This window comes from Limnohabitans sp. (assembly GCF_036804465.1).
In the GTDB taxonomy this organism is placed as follows: domain Bacteria; phylum Pseudomonadota; class Gammaproteobacteria; order Burkholderiales; family Burkholderiaceae_C; genus Limnohabitans.
This window is the reverse complement of sequence record NZ_DAIRSK010000006.1, coordinates 1-17,437: the sequence shown is the minus strand read 5'-3', so window position 1 is coordinate 17,437 and position 17,437 is coordinate 1. Positions and strand designations below refer to the sequence as shown.

The following is a 17,437-nucleotide window of genomic DNA, read 5'->3' as shown; positions in this document are numbered from 1 at the left end:
GTCAGCGCCTAACGGTTGCCGCGCAAAAAGAAATGTTCAATCGCGTGGCGTGCGCGTTCGCGTGACTCGGTGTCACCCGCATGCAATTCGGCCATCGCGCCGTGCAACATTTTTTGGGTCAGGCTGCGGGACAAGGTTTCTAGCACGGCATCTACATCGTCGCCTTTGGCGAGTGACTTGCGCGCGCGGGCCACCTCAGCGCTGCGCCATTCTTCAGCTTGCGCGTTGAGTTGTTGAATCAACGGCACGTTGGTGCGCTGATCCATCCAATGCTCAAAGCTTTGCACACCCGCGTCGATGATGGCCTCGGCTTGCGCCACGGCCGCTTGGCGGTGCGCTTGACCAGTTTGCACCACGTCCGACAAATCATCCACGGTGTAGAGATAGACGTCTTGGAGCGACTTGACTTCGGGCTCAATGTCGCGCGGCACAGCCAAGTCGACCATGAACATGGGGCGGTGTTTGCGTTGTTTAAGTGCTTGCTTGACTGCGCCCAAGCCAATCAAGGGCAGGGTGCTGGCGGTGCAACTGATGATCACATCAAACCCATGCAAGCGTTGCGGCAAGTCGGCCAATCGCATGACCTCGCCGCTGAATTGGGCGGCTAGTTTTTCGCCCCGTTCCAGCGTGCGATTGGCAATCGCCATTTTTTTGGGGTTCTTGGCTGCAAAGTGTGTGGCGCACAGCTCAATCATTTCACCCGCACCCACAAACAGCACGCGGGTTTCGCTCAAGTCTTCAAACAGTTGGCCCGCCAATCGCACAGCCGCAGCGGCCATGCTGATGGAGTGGGCCCCAATCTCCGTGGCGCTGCGCACCTCTTTGGCCACCGCAAACGAGCGTTGGAACAGTTGGTTGAGCGTGGTGCCGAGTGCGCCGGCTTCAGAGGCAGCACGCACCGCATCTTTCATCTGGCCCAAAATTTGGGGCTCGCCCAGCACCATCGAATCAAGGCCGCTGGCCACACGAAAAGCGTGACGCGCTGCATCAGCTTCTAGCAGCGCGTAGGTGTGATCTTTCAAGACCTCTGGCGACACGCCGCCCGATTGAGCCAGCCAAGTGATGGTCTGCTGCATCTGGGCTTCGCTGCCCGCGCAGTAAATCTCTGTGCGGTTGCAAGTCGAGAGAATGGCCACCTCGCTGTTGGGTGCAAAAGAATGGCGCAGCGTCGCGAGGGTCGGACCCATGTGATCGACCGCAAAAGTAAAACGGCCCCGCAAATCAAGCGGGGCTGTTGTGTGATTGAGGCCCAAAGCCCAGACTGCCATAACGCACATTATAAAATTTACTCACATGGGCGCTCTAGAACAAATCATTCATACTTTTAACTTCATTGCACCCGCATGGGCTGTGGCCCTGTTTTGCGTGCTGGTGGCCCGCCTGAGCGCCCGCTGGTGGCTGCCTCTGGCCAGTTGGAGCCTGATGAAACAAACCGTGGTGAGCGGTGTTTTGGGTACAGCTGTCTTAGTAGGCGGCTTAATTTTGTGGGGCGTCGACGGAAAAATGGCCACCTATTCGGCCTTGGTGATTGCCTGCGGCACGGCCCAGTGGTTGATGTGTAAGGGCTGGCAGCGTTGATGTGAAGCGCTCAAGGCGTGCTGCCTGTATGCACGTTGGCTCCTCTTCGCTACGCTCAGAATGTCGCTCAACACGCACACAGGCAACTCACCTTGAGCTTTGGGTTGTCGAATAACCTTAAAAGTCGATGTCGTTCACCCCCAACCCCAGTAAGTGCTCTAAGCCCCTAGCACCCAAGCCCCAAGCCCCCTGCGGTAAAATCGGCTGCTCGATTCGCGCCCCACGCGCCTCAGCGCGCACACCACACCATGAATGCTCCAACCTCGCTCAACCACTTGCTCGCCACGGCTGAAGAAAGTCCGCGACTGCGCGAAATCCCCTACAACTACACCTCATTCTCTGACCGAGAAATCGTGCTGCGTTTGCTGGGCACTGAGGCATGGGAGCTGCTGCTGCGTTTGCGTCAAGAGCGCCGCACGGGTCGCTCGGCGCGCATGTTGTACGAGGTGTTGGGCGACATCTGGGTGGTGCAGCGCAACCCATATTTGCAAGACGATTTGCTCGACTCGCCCAAGCGTCGCCTTTTGTTGGTCGAGGCTTTGCATCACCGCTTAGGCGAAGTGCAACAGCGCCGCATCCCAGATACAGACACCGAGCGCGATGTCATGGTGGGTCAGTTGTTAGAGGCTGCCAGTCATGCGGTGGCAAATTTCAGCACTCAATTTGATGCGATTGCTGCATTGCGCAAAAAAACTGCGCGTTTGCTCAAAAAGCACACCGCCCAAGACAACATCAAGTTTGATGGCCTCTCACGCGTGAGCCATGTCACCGACGCCACCGACTGGCGCGTGGAATACCCCTTTGTCGTGTTGACCCCTGACACCGAAGCCGAAATGGCGGGCTTGGTCAAAGGCTGTATCGATTTAGGCCTGACCATCGTCCCACGCGGCGGCGGCACGGGCTATACAGGTGGTGCGATTCCGCTCACTTGGAAGAGCGCGGTCATCAACACCGAAAAGCTCGAAGCATTGACCGAGGTCGAAATGGTCGACTTGCCAGGCGTGGCCCACAAAGTCCCCACGATTTACACCGAAGCCGGTGTGGTCACCCAGCGCGTGGCCGATGCGGCCGAGCGCGGCGGTTTTGTATTTGCGGTGGACCCGACGTCCGCCGAAGCCTCTTGCATTGGCGGCAACATTGCCATGAACGCGGGCGGCAAAAAAGCCGTGTTGTGGGGCACAGCCCTTGACAACTTAGCCAGCTGGCGCATGGTCACCCCAGATGCTGAGTGGCTTGATGTCATTCGTGTCGACCACAACCTTGGCAAGATCCATGATGCCGAGGTGGCCAGCTTCGAGCTGAACTACTACCAAGCAGACGGCAAAACCTTCATCCGCCAAGAGCGTTTGGACATTCCCGGCCAATCCTTTCGCAAAGCTGGCTTGGGCAAAGACGTGACCGACAAGTTCTTGAGCGGTCTGCCCGGCATTCAAAAAGAAGGTTGCGACGGCTTGATCACCAGCGCGCGTTGGGTGTTGCACCGCATGCCAGCCCACACGCGCACGGTGTGCATGGAGTTTTTTGGCAACGCCAAAGACGCGGTGCCCAGCATTGTGGAAATCAAAGACTACATGTTTGCTGAGCAAAAACGCAGCGGCGTTTTGCTGGCGGGACTTGAGCATCTAGACGATCGGTATTTGCGCGCTGTCGGCTACGCGACCAAAAGCAAACGCGGCGGCTTGCCCAAGATGTTGTTGGTGGGCGATATTGCTGGTGACGATGCAGACGAGGTGGCTCGCGTCACCTCCGAAGTCTCGCGCATGGCCAACACCCGCAGCGGCGAATGTTTTGTGGCGGTCAGCCCTGAGGCGCGCAAAAAGTTTTGGCTTGACCGCAAGCGCACCGCGGCCATCAGTCGCCACACCAACGCCTTCAAAATCAACGAAGATGTGGTGATTCCCTTGCCCCGCATGGCCGAGTACACCGATGGCATTGACCGCATCAACATTGAGTTGAGCCTGCGCAACAAATTGGCGTTGTGCGATGCACTCGACGACTTCCTCGCCAAAGGCAATTTGCCCCTAGGCAAGTCAGACGACGCAGCCGATATTTCCACCCCCGAGTTGCTAGAAGACCGTGTGCAACAAGCGCGCTCCCTCGTGGCCGAGGTGCGTGGGTTGTGGCAACAGTGGCTCAACGACTGCGATGCGTTGTTTCCGCAGTTGCAAGATCACACATTGCGTGCAAGTTGGAAAACACAAATTCGTGCGGTGTTGCAAAACATTTTCACGGGTGCGCAACTCACGCCCATCTTGGACGAATGCAACGCCATTCACCAACGCGTGCTCAAAGGCCGCGTCTGGGTGGCCCTGCACATGCACGCCGGTGACGGCAACGTGCACACCAACATTCCAGTCAACAGTGACAACTACGCCATGCTGCAAACCGCGCATGAAGTGGTGGCGCGCATCATGGTGCTGGCGCGCTCACTCGATGGTGTCATCTCTGGCGAACACGGCATTGGCATCACCAAAATGGGCTTTTTGACGGATGCTGAGTTGCAGCCTTTCGCAGACTACAAAGCCAAGGTCGACCCACAAGGCCGTTTCAACAAAGGCCATTTGTTGCGCAACCAAGACGCCGACCTGTCCTTGCGCCACGCTGACCTCAGCCAAGCCTACACGCCGAGCTTTGGCTTGATGAGCCACGAATCACTCATCATGCAACAAAGCGAAATAGGTGCAATTGCCAGTAGCGTGAAAGACTGTTTGCGCTGCGGCAAGTGCAAACCCGTGTGTGCCACCCATGTGCCCCGCGCCAATTTGCTCTATAGCCCCCGCGACAAAATATTGGCCACCTCATTGTTGGTCGAAGCCTTCTTGTACGAAGAGCAAACACGCCGTGGTGTGTCCATCAAGCACTGGCAAGAGTTTGAAGACGTGGCTGACCACTGTACGGTGTGCCACAAGTGCTACACGCCTTGCCCCGTCAAGATTGACTTTGGTGACGTCACCATGAACATGCGCAACCTGTTGCGCAAGATGGGCCAAAAATCCTTCCGTCCTGGCAATGCTGCGGCGATGTTCATGCTCAACGCCACCAACCCCGAGACCATCAAGTTCGCCCGTGGCGCCATGGTCGGCGTGGGCATGAAGTTGCAACGCATCGCGCACGATGTGCTCAAGGTTGTGGCGCGCAAACAAACCAAGGCACCTCCTGCCACTGTGGGCACGGCGCCCATCAAAGAACAGGTGATTCACTTCATCAACAAAAAGATGCCGGGCAACTTGCCCAAGAAAACGGCGCGTGCCTTGCTCGACATCGAGAACAACGACTACGTGCCCATCATCCGCGACCCCAAAACCACCACGTCTGAGACGGAAGCCGTGTTCTATTTCCCTGGTTGCGGCTCTGAACGTTTGTTCAGCCAAGTGGGCTTGGCCACGCAAGCCATGTTGTGGCACGCGGGCGTACAAACCGTGCTGCCCCCTGGCTACTTGTGTTGCGGCTATCCGCAAAAAGGCTCGGGCCAGTTCGACAAGGCCGACAAAATCATCACCGACAACCGCGTGTTGTTCCACCGCGTGGCCAACACGCTCAACTACCTCGACATCAAAACCGTGGTGGTGAGCTGTGGCACGTGTTTTGACCAGTTGCAAGGCTACGAGTTTGACAAGATTTTTCCTGGCTGCCGCATTGTCGACATCCACGAATACTTGTTGGAAAAGGACATCAAACTCAGCGTTGATCAACAGGCGGGCTATTTGTTCCATGACCCTTGCCACAGCCCCATGAAGCAACAAGACCCGATGAAAACGGTCAAGTCACTGGTGGGCGAGCAGGTGGTCAAAAGCAGCCGCTGCTGCGGCGAGTCTGGCACTTTGGGCGTGACCCGCCCAGACATTGCCACCCAAGTGCGCTTTCGCAAAGAAGAAGAGTTGCAAAAAGACGAAGCTGCTTTGCGTGCCATGACCGGTGAAGCCAAGGGCGACATGAAAATCCTCACCAGCTGCCCCAGCTGTTTGCAAGGCCTGACGCGCTATGGGGATGACTTGCAAAACGGTTTGCTCGAAGCCGACTACATCGTGGTCGAGATGGCGCGCAAGATTTTGGGCGAGCAGTGGATGCCCAACTACGTGGCCCAAGCCAATGACGGTGGCATTGAGCGCGTGTTGGTCTAACTAGGAAAATCTCATGGCTGGTTTGCAAAAAAACACCCCTGCACCCCAAGACATCACGGTGCATGGCGCATCGCGCGTGCTGGAAGTGAGCTTTGCCGATGGCGCGAGTTTTCGTATTCCGTTTGAGTTGATGCGCGTCTACAGTCCCTCGGCTGAAGTGCAGGGCCATGGCCCTGGCCAAGAGGTGTTGCAAACTGGCAAGCGCTTGGTCGACCTTGAAGGTTTAGAGCCCATTGGCAACTACGCCATCAAGCCCAGCTTCAGCGATGGCCACGACAGCGGCCTCTTTACATGGGAATATTTGTATTTTTTAGGCTCTGAACAAGACCAACTGTGGGCTGACTACGAACGCCGCTTGCAAGCCGCTGGTACCGAGCGCGACGCCCCCATGCCCGAAAAAGCTGGTGCAGGCTGTAGCACCCACGCGCATTGATACCATCACGCACATGAGCAGCACCCATTTCGGTTTCAAAACCGTCGACGAAAAAGAAAAAGCCAAGCACGTGCGTGGCGTGTTTGACTCGGTCGCATCCAAATACGACGTGATGAACGACCTCATGTCTGCAGGTCTGCACCGCGTATGGAAGCGCTACACCGTCATGGTGGCTGACTTGCGCGAGGGTTCGCAAGTGCTTGACATTGCTGGCGGCACGGGTGATCTGGCCATGGCCTTTGCCAAGAAAGTGGGTCACACGGGTTGTGTGGTGCACACCGACATCAATGAAGCCATGTTGCGCACGGGCCGCGACCGTTTGCTGGACCACGGCATGGTTTTGCCCACCGTGGTGTGTGATGCTGAAAAACTGCCTTTCCCCGACAACCACTTTGATGTGGTCAGCGTGGCCTTTGGTCTGCGCAACATGACGCACAAAGACCTGGCCCTCCAAGAAATGTGCCGCGTGCTCAAGCCCCAAGGCAAGCTGCTGGTGCTTGAGTTTTCCAAAGTGGCCAAGCCGCTCGAGAAGGCCTACGACTGGTATTCCTTCAACATCTTGCCCAAGTTGGGGCAGATGATTGCGGGTGACGCCTCTAGTTATCAGTATTTGGCCGAGTCCATTCGCATGCACCCCGGCCAAGAGGAGCTTAAAGCCCTTATGAAAAATAATGGCTTTGGTCATGTGGACTTTCACAACATGAGCGCGGGCGTGGTCGCACTTCATGTTGGAATCAAGTGCTGAATGATTGTGACAACAGGAGATGACGCGATGAAAAAACTTTTGACAGCTCTTTTTGTGGTCGCCATGGGAATGGCCACCATGCACGCCGAGGCGGCAAAACGCTTGGGCGGTGGCAAATCGTCTGGCCAACAGTCCAGCAACGTGACGCAGCGTGAAGCTGCCAAGCCTGCTCCTGCCGCCACACCCAACGCTGCACCTGCAGCTCCCGCTGCTGCACCCAGCCGTTTTGGTGGCATGGGCGGCATGCTCGGTGGCTTGGCCGCCGGTTTGGGCCTGGCTTGGTTGGCCAACTCGATGGGATTTGGCGCTGAATTTGGTCAATTCATGATGTTTGGCTTGTTGGCCTTGGTGGTCATGGTGGTGATCGGCATGATCATGCGTCGCCGCCAGCAGCCTGCAGCGGCCAACCCCAGCCCCTTCGCCTTTGAAGGCGCGGGCGCACCTGCTAACCCCACCAACTTGCCGCAATACAACCCCAAAAATGTGGGCAATGATTCGTCAGCCAGACCGGTGGACACCCAAACCAACTTCACGCCTGCGGCGGGCGGCTCCATGATTGGCGCTGCTTTGGGTGCCAACCCCACTTGGGATGTGCCTGCTGACTTTGACACCGTGGGCTTTGTCAACGCAGCCAAGCAAAACTTCATGACTTTGCAAAACGCTTGGGACCGTTCTGACATCAGCGCCTTGCGTGTCATGATGACCGACAGCATGCTGAACGAAATCAAAACCCAATTGGCCGAACGCGAAGCCACCTCCAACGGCCAACTCAACCACACCGAAGTCGTCATGCTGGATGCACACCTGTTGGGCATCGAAGATGTAGGCAGCACTTACATGGCCAGCGTGGAGTTCTCAGGCTTGATCCGTGAAGAGCCATCTTCTGGTCCTACACCTTTCCGCGAAGTATGGAACATGACCAAGCCCAAAGATGGCAGCTTGGGCTGGTTGGTGGCAGGGGTGCAAGCCCTGCAATAAACCTGCTAAAAAATCAGGACGCTTTAAGTGGAGCTTCCAAACAAGGAATAATTGGGGACTATGGCAACACAGTCCCCTTTTTCTTGGTTGGCCGACGCAGCAAACATGCTGCGCGCCAAACTTCCCGCAGATTTCCCGCAGTCACTCACCCCGCCCCCTTGGGCGGTGACCGAGGTGCAGCAGCGCGCGGTCCTCTTCTTCAACCATGTGCTCATGCAAGAGCCGGCTGCGCGCGATCGCTTGCAACGCCAACGTGGCCGTCAATTACAAGTGTGCTGGCGTGATCAAGTCTTTCGCTGCGCCTTTACCCCTGCTGGCTTGATTGAGTTCATCACCCCCGATGCCAGCACCAAGGCTGCAGACCTTGTTTTGCGTGTGAATGAGTCTTCGCCATTCGCGCTGGCCAAAACTGTTCTGCAAGGTGACAAACCCACCATTCGGATCGAAGGCGATGTGCAACTGGCTGCCGAAGTCAATTGGCTCATCGACCATGTGCGATGGGATCCCGAAGAAGACTTAGCCCGCCTCATTGGCGACGTGCCCGCCCACACCCTGATGCAAAACGCCAAGCGTGCGGTCGACGCGCTGCGCAGCTTTGTGAAGCAACAAGCCTCGAAAGTCTCCCCATCATGACCCGTTTGATGCGGGGTATCTACATCGTCTTTATCGTTTTGCGTTATGGCTTGGACGAGCTGGTGCTCACCAGTTTCCAAAAGCCAGGCCTGCGTTTGTTGGCGCGCATCGTGTCGATTGGGCGCGACTTGTCGGCACCGCGCGGCCAGCGTTTGCGTGAAGCGTTGGAGCACCTGGGCCCCATTTTTGTGAAGTTCGGCCAAGTGCTGTCCACCCGCCGCGATTTGCTACCGGCCGATATCGCCGATGAGTTGGCACATCTGCAAGAGCGTGTACCACCGTTTTCGTCGGATGCGGCCGTGGCCATCATCGAGCGGGTTTTTGGCCGCCCCTTGCAAGACGTGTTTGTCGACTTCACCCACAAGCCCGTTGCCAGCGCCTCTATCGCGCAAGTGCACTTTGCTGTCATCCGTGACCGCAACGGGCTGACGCGCGAAGTGGCCGTCAAGGTGCTGCGACCAGGCATGTTGAACGTGATCGACAAAGACCTGAGCTTGATGCGCATGCTCGCGGGTTGGGTAGAGCGCCTCAGCGCCGATGGCAAGCGTCTGAAGCCCCGCGAAGTGGTGGCCGAGTTTGACAAATACCTGCACGACGAACTTGACTTCGTTCGAGAAGCCGCAAACGCTGCGCAGCTGCGTCGCAACATGGAAGGCCTCAACCTGGTGTTGATTCCCGAAATGATTTGGGACTTTTGCCACACGGAAGTGATCGTGATGGAACGCATGAAGGGCGTGCCTATCAGTCAAATCGACTTGTTGCGTGCGCAGGGCGTGGACATCCCCAAGCTGGCCCGTGACGGGGTGACCATTTTCTTTACGCAAGTGTTTCGCGATGGTTTTTTTCATGCGGACATGCACCCTGGCAACATCCAAGTGAGCTTGGACCCAGCCACTTTTGGCCGCTACATCTCGCTGGACTTTGGCATCGTGGGCACGCTCACTGAGCATGACAAAGAGTATTTGGCGCAAAACTTCACAGCCTTCTTTCGCCGCGACTACAAACGCGTGGCTGAGCTGCATGTGGAGTCTGGCTGGGTGCCTGCTGACACGCGGGTGGATGAGCTTGAATCTGCCGTGCGAGCCGTGTGTGAACCCTACTTTGACCGCCCGCTGAAAGAAATTTCTCTCGGCTTGGTGCTCATGCGCTTGTTTCAAACCTCACGCCGCTTCAATGTCGAAATTCAGCCGCAGCTCGTGCTGCTGCAAAAAACGCTGCTCAACATTGAAGGGCTGGGACGACAGCTGGACCCCGATTTGGACCTTTGGAACACGGCCAAACCCTTTTTGGAAAAATGGATGATCGATCAAGTGGGCCCCAAAAAGCTGTGGCAACAACTGCTGGCCGAAGCCCCGCGTTATGCCAAGCTGCTGCCCGAGTTGCCCCGCTTGATGCATGATTATTTGAAGGATCGCCAAGGCAACTCCAACCCAGAGTTGCAATTGCTCATCGAAGAGCAGCGCCGTACCAACCGCTTGTTGCAACGCTTGATGTGGACGGGCGCTGGGTTTTTATTGGGGCTACTTGCCATGCAGGTGTTCGTGCGTCTGCATCATTTCTTTTAACCACTTTACGGAGTTGACCCGTGCTGCTCACACTCGTCTTCATCTATTTACTGGTCACCATCGCCATTGGTTTAATGGCGGCCAGGCGTGTTCACAACTCAGCTGACTTTGCCATCGCAGGCCGCCACCTGCCGATGGCCATGATCGTCACCACCACCTTTGCCACTTGGTTTGGTTCTGAGACGGTGCTGGGCATTCCCGCCAAGTTTGTGAACAGCGGATTGAACGGCGTGGTCGAGGATCCGTTTGGTGCAGGTTTTTGCCTCATCTTTGTAGGCTTGTTCTTTGCCGCCAAGCTCTACCGAATGACCCTGCTCACCATCAGCGACTACTTTCGTGAGCGCTATGGCCGCGTGGTGGAAGTGCTGTGTTCGCTCATCATCATGGTCAGCTATTTGGGTTGGGTGTCTGCGCAAGTCACGGCCTTGGGCCTTGTGTTTAATGTGTTGTCCAATGGCGTGATCAGCATGGAGCTTGGCATGGTCATTGGTGTGGCGTCCATCTTGGCCTACACCTTGTATGGCGGCATGTGGTCGGTCGCGATCACCGACTTCATTCAAATGATTGTGTTGGTGGTGGGCTTGTCGGTGCTTGCCGTCTTTGCCTCTGATCAAGCTGGCGGGGCAGACAAAGTGTTGGATTTGGCCATCAGCCAAGACATGTTCAAATTTTGGCCCGAGCCCCACATGAAAGACATTTTGTTTTTCTTTGCCTCGGCCATCACCATCATGTTGGGCTCTATTCCGCAGCAAGACGTGTTTCAACGCGTCATGTCGGCCAACAGCCTCAAAGCTGCCACGCATGGCCCGGTGATAGGCGGCATTTGCTACATCTTGTTTGCGTTTGTGCCCATGTTTTTGGTGGTCAGCGCCATGATCATCATGCCCGAGCAAGCGGCGGCACTCATCGCAGACGACCCACAAAAAGTGCTGCCCACCTTGGTGATGACGCAAATGCCGTTTGTCATGCAGGTGCTGTTCTTTGGCGCCTTGCTGTCGGCCATCAAGTCCTGCGCTTCAGCCACCTTGTTGGCACCCAGTGTGACCTTCACTGAAAACATTTGGCGTCAATTTCACCCGCATCAAACCGACCAACAAGAGCTGCGCGCCATGCGCGTGACCGTCTTGGTGTTTAGCCTCTTGGTGTTGGGCTATGCCATTCGCATGCAAGGCACCTCGATTTACGAAATGGTCTCGGGCGCCTATCAGGTGCCGCTGGTGGGCGCCTTTGTACCGCTTACCTTCGGCCTGTATTGGAAGCGTGCCACCACCCAAGGAGCGCTCTTTGCCTTGGCTTTTGGCTTACTCACATGGGTCCTGTTTTTGTTCACCCCTGCCGGCCTCGAGTTTCCAGCGCAATTGGCGGGTGTGTTGGCCAGTTTGGCAGGCATGGTGCTGGGCTCCCTGGGTCCGCAAGTCATTCGCAACGTTCATAGCGCGCATCACAAGTTGGTGGGCACGGCCGAGGGTCACGCGGCGCCCTTGAAATAGGGCCCACGCGCCTATAATTCAGGGTTTTACCGAACCCTCCTCGTCATGCCAATTTACGCCTACAAATGTGGTTCCTGCGGCCATGCCAAGGACGTCTTGCAGAAAATTGCAGATGCGCCACTGACCGACTGCCCCGAATGCGGCAAACCCACGTTTTCCAAGCAACTCACCGCCGCGGGCTTTCAGCTCAAAGGCTCTGGCTGGTACGCCACCGACTTCAAAGGTGGCACGAGCAGCACCCCAGACCAGCCCGCTGCAGCCGGCGCAAGCGCCCCAGCCACCGGCAGCGATGGCCCATCGCCCGCTCAAACAACGAGTGACAGCGCTGGCAGCAACGCTGTGAGCGCCACCAGCAGCCCCGCTTCGTCGACCGCCTCAAGCGGTTGTGCCACCGGTTGTGCTTGCCACTGATTCTTCAAATCAAAACCCAAAGGTCTCTCATGCCGATTAAAAAATACCTGCTCGCAGGCCTCTTGGTCTGGACGCCCTTGGCCATCACCGTCTGGGTGCTGACTTGGTTGGTCGGCATCATGGACGGCATCTTCATCGACACCCTTTCCAAGTTCCGTCCCTTGGTGTCACAAGACACAGTCACATCGATGCGTGACATGACAGGCTTGGGCGTGATCTTGGTGTTGCTGGTGTTGCTGGTCACGGGCGCTTTGGCTTCTAACGTGCTGGGCAAATGGTTGGTGCGTCAATGGGACAAGTTGTTCACCAACATTCCCATCGTCAAGTCGATTTACGCCAGCGTCAAAAAAGTATCGGACACCTTGTTCTCCAGCAACGGCAATGCCTTTCGCCAAGCTCTTCTGGTGCAATACCCCCATGCCGGCATGTGGACCATTGCGTTTCAAACCGGTACCCCTGTCGGAGAAGTGGCCAGCAAATTAAGCGGCGAACACCTCAGCGTCTATGTCCCCACCACCCCCAACCCCACCAGCGGATTTTTCTTGCTGGTGCCACGCAGCGAGGTGATCGAGCTCGATTTGAGCGTCGACGAAGCGCTCACGTATGTTATCTCCATGGGCGCCGTGTCTCCTAGCGCTCCAGCACTCAACGAAAAGAGAATCTAAAAAATGGCCATGCGTTCCCACTACTGCGGTCTGGTGACCGAATCCTTGATCGGCGAATCTGTCAGCCTGTGCGGCTGGGTCAACCGTCGCCGTGACCACGGCGGCGTGATCTTCATTGATCTGCGTGACCGCGAAGGCTACGTGCAAGTGGTGTGCGACCCAGACCGTCCTGAGATGTTCCAAGTGGCTGAGAACGTGCGCAACGAGTTTTGTATCCAAGTCAAAGGCTTGGTGCGCGCCCGTCCTGAGGGCACCACCAACGAGGGCCTCAAGAGCGGCAAGATTGAAGTGCTGTGCCACGAGCTCATCGTGTTGAACGAGTCGGTCACGCCCCCGTTCCAGATTGACGATGACAACTTGTCCGAGACCACCCGTCTCACCCACCGCGTGCTGGATCTGCGCCGACCCTACATGCAAAACAACCTGATGCTGCGCTACAAAGTGTCCATGGAAGTGCGCAAGTACTTGGATGAAAATGGTTTCGTTGACATCGAAACCCCCATGCTCACCAAAAGCACGCCCGAAGGCGCGCGCGACTATTTGGTGCCCAGCCGCGTTCACGAAGGGCAGTTTTTTGCCTTGCCTCAATCGCCTCAGTTGTTCAAACAACTGTTGATGGTGGCAGGCTATGACCGTTACTACCAAATCACCAAGTGCTTTCGCGATGAAGACTTGCGTGCAGACCGTCAACCTGAATTCACCCAGATTGATATTGAAACCTCGTTCTTGAGCGAGGAAGAAATTCGCGACATGTTCCAAGGCATGATCAAGCGCGTCTTTGCCCACACCATCGGCGTGGACTTGGGCGAGTTCCCCGTCATGACCTACCAAGACGCCATGCACATCTACGGCTCAGACAAGCCAGACCTGCGCGTGAAACTGCAGTTCACTGAGCTGACCGACGTGATGGGCGATGTGGACTTCAAGGTGTTCTCAGGCGCGGCCAACATGTTGGGCGGCCGCGTGGTGGCCTTGCGCGTGCCCCATGGCTCGGTCGAAGGCGGCGGCATCAGCCGTGGCGAGATTGACGCTTATACCGAGTTCGTCAAGATCTACGGCGCCAAAGGCTTGGCTTATATCCGCGTCAATGAGTTGGCCAAAGGCCGTGATGGTTTGCAAAGCCCCATCGTCAAAAACATCCACGACGCCGCTTTGGCTGCGGTGCTCGAGCGCACAGGCGCACAAGACGGCGACTTGATTTTCTTTGGTGCAGACAAGGCAAAAATTGTCAACGACGCCATTGGCGCCTTGCGCATCAAGATCGGCCACAGCGAGTTTGGCAAGAAAAACGGCTTGTTTGAAGACCGTTGGGCGCCGATGTGGGTGGTCGACTTCCCAATGTTCGAGTACGACGACGAGAACCAGCGCTACACCGCGGTGCACCACCCCTTCACCGCGCCCAAAGACGGCCACGAAGACTGGATGGTCACCGCGCCCGAGAAGTGCATCTCCAAGGGCTACGACATGGTGTTGAACGGCTGGGAAATGGGCGGCGGCTCGGTGCGTATCCACCGCGCCGACGTGCAGCAAAAAGTGTTTGATGCACTCAAGATCACGCCCGAAGAAGCGCAACTCAAGTTTGGCTTCTTGCTCGACGCCCTGCAATACGGCGCACCGCCCCACGGCGGCTTGGCCTTTGGTTTGGACCGCATCGTCACCCTCATGACCGGTGCCGAATCCATCCGCGACGTGATTGCCTTTCCCAAGACCCAACGCGCCCAGTGCTTGCTCACACACGCGCCAAGTCCTGTGGACGAAAAGCAGTTGCGCGAGCTGCACATCCGCTTGCGCAACGTGGACGCGGTCAAGGCCTAATCTAAGTTCAGCACGCTTGCCAACGGCAAGTCGTGCGGCACTTCAAAATCAGCCACGATCCATGCGCGTGAGGGGTGCTCGGCCGCCTCTTGCAAAAAATCTTTGATCTGGCGAATTGACACCCAGTCGAGCGCGGCAAACGGTTGGTCGAGCAGCGTCACCGCAGCACCTGATGCCAGGGCCGCCAGCACCATCACCTTGCGGCGACTGCCTGTGGACAGCATGTTGAGGCGCTTCTCACGGTGTTGATTCATATCCAGTGCGTGCGCTAAATCTTGCAGCAACGCATCGTTCCAGTGGGGCCAGCGTGCGCGCAGCGCATCCCAGCAAGCTTGCACCGTGCTGTTGTCGTGCGCGGCGTCTTGCAGGTCTACCCAAAACACACCGCCTTTGGGTACCACCACCTGGCCCGCCGTGGGCTGCACATCGCCCGCCAGCAAGCGCAGCAGCAAGGTTTTGCCCGTGCCCTCGTCGCCACACACCCAGCTCACCCCTGCGGGCCAAGTGAAGGATAAATTGTGGATGGGGCCGTGGGTGAGGCTTTGTGCTTCGATTGTCGCCATCTATGCGAATAGTCCAACTTTTTGCCGGCTGGCATCCGACAAAAAGTGGTCGGGCAATGGGTTTTCGGTAATGGCAGCCATCAGCGCATCCAACCGCTGCTGACCCAAGGTTTTCGTGTCCTTGGGCTTGAGCGTGATCTCCCCCGTCACCTCGTTGCGGACAATCCACATTTCATCGACATCCACGCGAAATGCCATGGGCAAGCGAATAGCCTGGCTGTTGCCGTGGGTAAAAACTTTGGCGGTAGCGAGCATGGCGGGCTCCTTGGTTTGTATCTTTTAAAACGTAGCTACCTTATCACTCAGCAAGTATTTTGTGGATATGTTGGCTTGTGTAAAGGGAGTGGCAGGGCTAACGCACGCCGCAAAAGAAGGGCAAGTAGCGCTGTATCCGTGATGGGGTAATGAAACAGGCCATCGCATCAAGTCTGAAACATCAACTCAAATATTGTGTACACCTAGATACGCAATATGGCTTTGGCTGCAAAGTAAAAAAATGGAGCTACCAAAGTAGGTATTCGAGAATTTCGCGCCTCAGTAGCCGAATTAGACCTAAATCGGTGCGCGCTTGCGCACGGTGGGTTTTGGTTTGCTCGCAGCGGTTCCCTGCGCTTCAACGTATGAATCCAGCAAGCGGCGGATCATGCGCTGGTACTGGGTCTGGTGCTTCGATGCCTCGGACTTGAAAAACGCCACGCTGCTTTTGCTCAAGGACAGTGTGACCTTCACGCCATCCTCGCGGAACGCCAGCTCGGCAGGTGACGGCAGAAAATCTGCGACCACCTCAACATCGCCCATGGGCTCATCCGTGTAAACGATCTTCTTTTTCATAAATTGCCTTTCCTTTGCCCCAATAGCCTGCCCCAATGATTCGAATGACCTTGCGCCTGAAGGTAAAGCGCACCGTCAAGATGCCGCCACCCGCTTTGCCAATGCAGTAAAAGCGCTCTTCGGATTCACTGTGCGCCAAGTCTTTCGCGATCACGCGGTGCGGATCAGCGAATGCCGCCTGAGCGTCCATGAATGACACGTGATGCTTGGCCTGGTTTTCAGCATCCTTGTTGTCATCCCATTCGAATTGCGCTGCGGTCATGGCTTTTCGTAGCATTTAACCATATAAAAAGCCATACGTTCGTATGGACGAAGTTTGAGCTGACCCGTGAACTGATTGCAGCACGCACCCAAGCAGGCCTAACTCAGGGCGTTGTGGCTGCAAGCATGGGCACGACCCAAAGCGTGGTGGCACGCATCGAAAGTGCCAGGGGCATGCCTTCCATGCGAACAGTCCAACGCTTTGCCAGTGCCGTGGGAGTGCGTGCCATGGTGCGCATGGAGCCTTTGACGGCTGTATAAAGGTGTCGCATTTGCCTGTCCCTGTCCCTCTCCCACAGCTGCTTGCATTAGTTGCGAGTTATGAATCTTTTGCGCCTGACTTCAACACCTCAAATACTTGACTAACCGGATGCGGAAGTTCGCCCTTCGCATAGCCTGTATCTTGCGGAGAAAAAATAGCGCTGGTTGCTTGAATTAGGACTGCATCCTTCACTTCTTTTCCTGATGCACCTTCCACAAATGTCTCGAAAGATGCAAGGGCGTTTTGGCGATGGCGATTTACTACAAAGTTATGAGTGCTTGCGGAAACGTTCCTGGCTGCCCAAATCATTCCAAAACTGAGTACAAAGACAACCAGTAATCGCGGGAGTGATTCCTTAACCAGTTCTATCGCAGTAGGGTTAACTAAAGTGACTAATCTTGGCTCAACATGTAATATCACGTAGCACACAATTGCAGTCGCAAGTAATACGGCAACTGATAACCAAGCTAGAGCTACCAATTTTGCAGTGTTTGCTTCCTCTTTAAAGTGCACGGTATGTTTTGAAACTCCTGCTTTTTTTGCAGCGTCTTGAACCTGCACCAATGCTGTGTTCATTTGGCCAAGAATTCCATTCGTTTGATTTTGGAATGTGCCCTTTGATGCGTTTAATTCACTTAGCGCCCCACGTGCTTCTCGTTCAAGCCTTTGAAAATCAGCACTGCTTTTCGTCGCATATGCCAGCACGGGTGTTACAGCTGCAAAGTCAACTTCCCATTGATCTACCAGCCGTTGAATGATGGACTGTCTCTCTCCTGCTGGATTTTGCTGAGTGACCTCAAACAACCGTATGTTTTCTAGAATTGTCTTCGCGGCATTACCTGCTGAAGTTATCTCTGATAGTTTTGCGTATGAAACATTTAAAAGATCGCAATCAAGAAGCGAACGGTACAGACCGAGGGTTCTAGTAACCGTGTCACTAAAGGCATCAAAAGAAAGTGGCCCTAGGTCTGACCTTTTTAGTTTTTCAGCGTCCGCTTCTTTAAACCACTTTAAGATGTCCAGCAACGATGAAAGTGCCTGTTGGTTTTGCTCAATTGTTGGCATTTGAAACTCCTGTAATAAGAT

18 protein-coding genes are annotated in these 17,437 nt (G+C 55.9%); 12 read left to right on the top strand and 6 right to left on the bottom strand.

All coding sequences use genetic code 11. The features are described 5' to 3' along the window. Positions 1–8: 8 nt before the first annotated feature. Positions 9–1,268: a glutamyl-tRNA reductase gene (gene hemA / locus V7Q41_RS04240; protein ID WP_333843206.1), complete on the bottom strand. Its 1,260-nt coding sequence runs from the start codon at positions 1,266–1,268 to the stop codon at positions 9–11. Between the two features lie 25 nt (positions 1,269–1,293). On the opposite strand from hemA, the gene V7Q41_RS04235 reads away from it, so the two are divergent. From V7Q41_RS04235 to aspS, 11 genes are all read left to right on the top strand, one after another. Continuing rightward, complete coding sequence (locus V7Q41_RS04235; RefSeq protein WP_333843204.1) at positions 1,294–1,578, top strand: hypothetical protein; 285 nt, start codon at positions 1,294–1,296, stop codon at positions 1,576–1,578. Positions 1,579–1,826: 248 nt separating this feature from the next. Then, positions 1,827–5,699, top strand: coding sequence for an FAD/FMN-binding oxidoreductase (locus V7Q41_RS04230; RefSeq protein WP_333843201.1), 3,873 nt, complete (start codon positions 1,827–1,829; stop codon positions 5,697–5,699). A 13-nt stretch (positions 5,700–5,712) separates the two neighbouring features. After that, positions 5,713–6,132 (top strand): DUF971 domain-containing protein, encoded by a 420-nt coding sequence (locus V7Q41_RS04225; RefSeq protein ID WP_333843197.1) that lies wholly within the window; start codon positions 5,713–5,715, stop codon positions 6,130–6,132. A 13-nt stretch (positions 6,133–6,145) separates the two neighbouring features. Beyond that, positions 6,146–6,877, top strand: a complete 732-nt coding sequence (ubiE, locus tag V7Q41_RS04220; RefSeq protein ID WP_333843195.1) for a bifunctional demethylmenaquinone methyltransferase/2-methoxy-6-polyprenyl-1,4-benzoquinol methylase UbiE — start codon at positions 6,146–6,148, stop codon at positions 6,875–6,877. 27 nt (positions 6,878–6,904) lie between these two features. Continuing rightward, positions 6,905–7,855 (top strand): Tim44 domain-containing protein, encoded by a 951-nt coding sequence (locus tag V7Q41_RS04215; protein WP_333843193.1) that lies wholly within the window; start codon positions 6,905–6,907, stop codon positions 7,853–7,855. A 60-nt stretch (positions 7,856–7,915) separates the two neighbouring features. Next, a complete protein-coding gene (locus V7Q41_RS04210) occupies positions 7,916–8,488 on the top strand; it encodes a hypothetical protein (RefSeq protein ID WP_333843191.1) in 573 nt (190 codons plus the stop codon). Next, on the top strand, positions 8,485–10,053 hold the full coding sequence (gene ubiB, locus V7Q41_RS04205) for a ubiquinone biosynthesis regulatory protein kinase UbiB (RefSeq protein ID WP_333843189.1): 1,569 nt from the start codon (positions 8,485–8,487) through the stop codon (positions 10,051–10,053). Before V7Q41_RS04210 ends, ubiB begins: the two co-directional genes overlap by 4 nt. 20 nt (positions 10,054–10,073) lie before the next feature. Then, a complete protein-coding gene (locus V7Q41_RS04200; RefSeq protein WP_333843187.1) occupies positions 10,074–11,543 on the top strand; it encodes a sodium:solute symporter family protein in 1,470 nt (489 codons plus the stop codon). Between the two features lie 45 nt (positions 11,544–11,588). Then, positions 11,589–11,954, top strand: coding sequence for an FmdB family zinc ribbon protein (locus tag V7Q41_RS04195; protein ID WP_333843185.1), 366 nt, complete (start codon positions 11,589–11,591; stop codon positions 11,952–11,954). Positions 11,955–11,983: 29 nt separating this feature from the next. Further along, positions 11,984–12,619, top strand: coding sequence for a DUF502 domain-containing protein (locus tag V7Q41_RS04190; protein WP_333843183.1), 636 nt, complete (start codon positions 11,984–11,986; stop codon positions 12,617–12,619). Positions 12,620–12,622: 3 nt separating this feature from the next. After that, a complete protein-coding gene (aspS, locus tag V7Q41_RS04185) occupies positions 12,623–14,434 on the top strand; it encodes an aspartate--tRNA ligase (protein ID WP_333843180.1) in 1,812 nt (603 codons plus the stop codon). Here aspS and V7Q41_RS04180 read toward each other — a convergent pair. From V7Q41_RS04180 to V7Q41_RS04165, 4 genes are all read right to left on the bottom strand, one after another. Beyond that, the gene (locus V7Q41_RS04180) at positions 14,431–14,997 is read right to left on the bottom strand and encodes an ATP-binding cassette domain-containing protein (RefSeq protein ID WP_333843177.1); all 567 of its coding nucleotides are present in this window, start codon (positions 14,995–14,997) and stop codon (positions 14,431–14,433) included. The two genes, aspS and V7Q41_RS04180, sit on opposite strands and share 4 nt — an antisense overlap. After that, a complete protein-coding gene (locus V7Q41_RS04175) occupies positions 14,998–15,252 on the bottom strand; it encodes an antitoxin (protein WP_333843174.1) in 255 nt (84 codons plus the stop codon). Between the two features lie 297 nt (positions 15,253–15,549). Continuing rightward, positions 15,550–15,828, bottom strand: a complete 279-nt coding sequence (locus tag V7Q41_RS04170; protein ID WP_333843172.1) for a hypothetical protein — start codon at positions 15,826–15,828, stop codon at positions 15,550–15,552. Then, positions 15,800–16,090, bottom strand: a complete 291-nt coding sequence (locus tag V7Q41_RS04165; protein WP_333843169.1) for a BrnT family toxin — start codon at positions 16,088–16,090, stop codon at positions 15,800–15,802. Before V7Q41_RS04165 ends, V7Q41_RS04170 begins: the two co-directional genes overlap by 29 nt. Between V7Q41_RS04165 and V7Q41_RS04160 the strand changes: the two genes are divergently transcribed. Beyond that, entirely contained in the window at positions 16,021–16,350 is a 330-nt protein-coding gene (locus V7Q41_RS04160; protein ID WP_333843166.1) for a helix-turn-helix domain-containing protein, read from the top strand. The genes V7Q41_RS04165 and V7Q41_RS04160 overlap by 70 nt on opposite strands. 58 nt (positions 16,351–16,408) lie before the next feature. Here the strand turns inward: V7Q41_RS04160 and V7Q41_RS04155 are convergent. Beyond that, positions 16,409–17,437, bottom strand: a 1,029-nt coding sequence (locus V7Q41_RS04155; protein ID WP_333843164.1) for a hypothetical protein, incomplete at its 5' end; no start/stop codon positions are given.

Excerpts from the sequence above, each read along its gene's own strand:
- hemA (WP_333843206.1), bottom strand. The coding sequence starts at position 1,268 with ATGGCAGTCTGGGCTTTGGGCCTCAATCACACAACAGCCCCGCTTGAT.
- V7Q41_RS04235 (WP_333843204.1), top strand. The coding sequence starts at position 1,294 with ATGGGCGCTCTAGAACAAATCATTCATACTTTTAACTTCATTGCACCC.
- V7Q41_RS04230 (WP_333843201.1), top strand. The coding sequence starts at position 1,827 with ATGAATGCTCCAACCTCGCTCAACCACTTGCTCGCCACGGCTGAAGAA.
- V7Q41_RS04225 (WP_333843197.1), top strand. The coding sequence starts at position 5,713 with ATGGCTGGTTTGCAAAAAAACACCCCTGCACCCCAAGACATCACGGTG.
- ubiE (WP_333843195.1), top strand. The coding sequence starts at position 6,146 with ATGAGCAGCACCCATTTCGGTTTCAAAACCGTCGACGAAAAAGAAAAA.
- V7Q41_RS04215 (WP_333843193.1), top strand. The coding sequence starts at position 6,905 with ATGAAAAAACTTTTGACAGCTCTTTTTGTGGTCGCCATGGGAATGGCC.
- V7Q41_RS04210 (WP_333843191.1), top strand. The coding sequence starts at position 7,916 with ATGGCAACACAGTCCCCTTTTTCTTGGTTGGCCGACGCAGCAAACATG.
- ubiB (WP_333843189.1), top strand. The coding sequence starts at position 8,485 with ATGACCCGTTTGATGCGGGGTATCTACATCGTCTTTATCGTTTTGCGT.
- V7Q41_RS04195 (WP_333843185.1), top strand. The coding sequence starts at position 11,589 with ATGCCAATTTACGCCTACAAATGTGGTTCCTGCGGCCATGCCAAGGAC.
- V7Q41_RS04190 (WP_333843183.1), top strand. The coding sequence starts at position 11,984 with ATGCCGATTAAAAAATACCTGCTCGCAGGCCTCTTGGTCTGGACGCCC.
- aspS (WP_333843180.1), top strand. The coding sequence starts at position 12,623 with ATGGCCATGCGTTCCCACTACTGCGGTCTGGTGACCGAATCCTTGATC.
- V7Q41_RS04180 (WP_333843177.1), bottom strand. The coding sequence starts at position 14,997 with ATGGCGACAATCGAAGCACAAAGCCTCACCCACGGCCCCATCCACAAT.
- V7Q41_RS04175 (WP_333843174.1), bottom strand. The coding sequence starts at position 15,252 with ATGCTCGCTACCGCCAAAGTTTTTACCCACGGCAACAGCCAGGCTATT.
- V7Q41_RS04170 (WP_333843172.1), bottom strand. The coding sequence starts at position 15,828 with ATGAAAAAGAAGATCGTTTACACGGATGAGCCCATGGGCGATGTTGAG.
- V7Q41_RS04160 (WP_333843166.1), top strand. The coding sequence starts at position 16,021 with ATGACACGTGATGCTTGGCCTGGTTTTCAGCATCCTTGTTGTCATCCC.
- V7Q41_RS04165 (WP_333843169.1), bottom strand. The coding sequence starts at position 16,090 with ATGACCGCAGCGCAATTCGAATGGGATGACAACAAGGATGCTGAAAAC.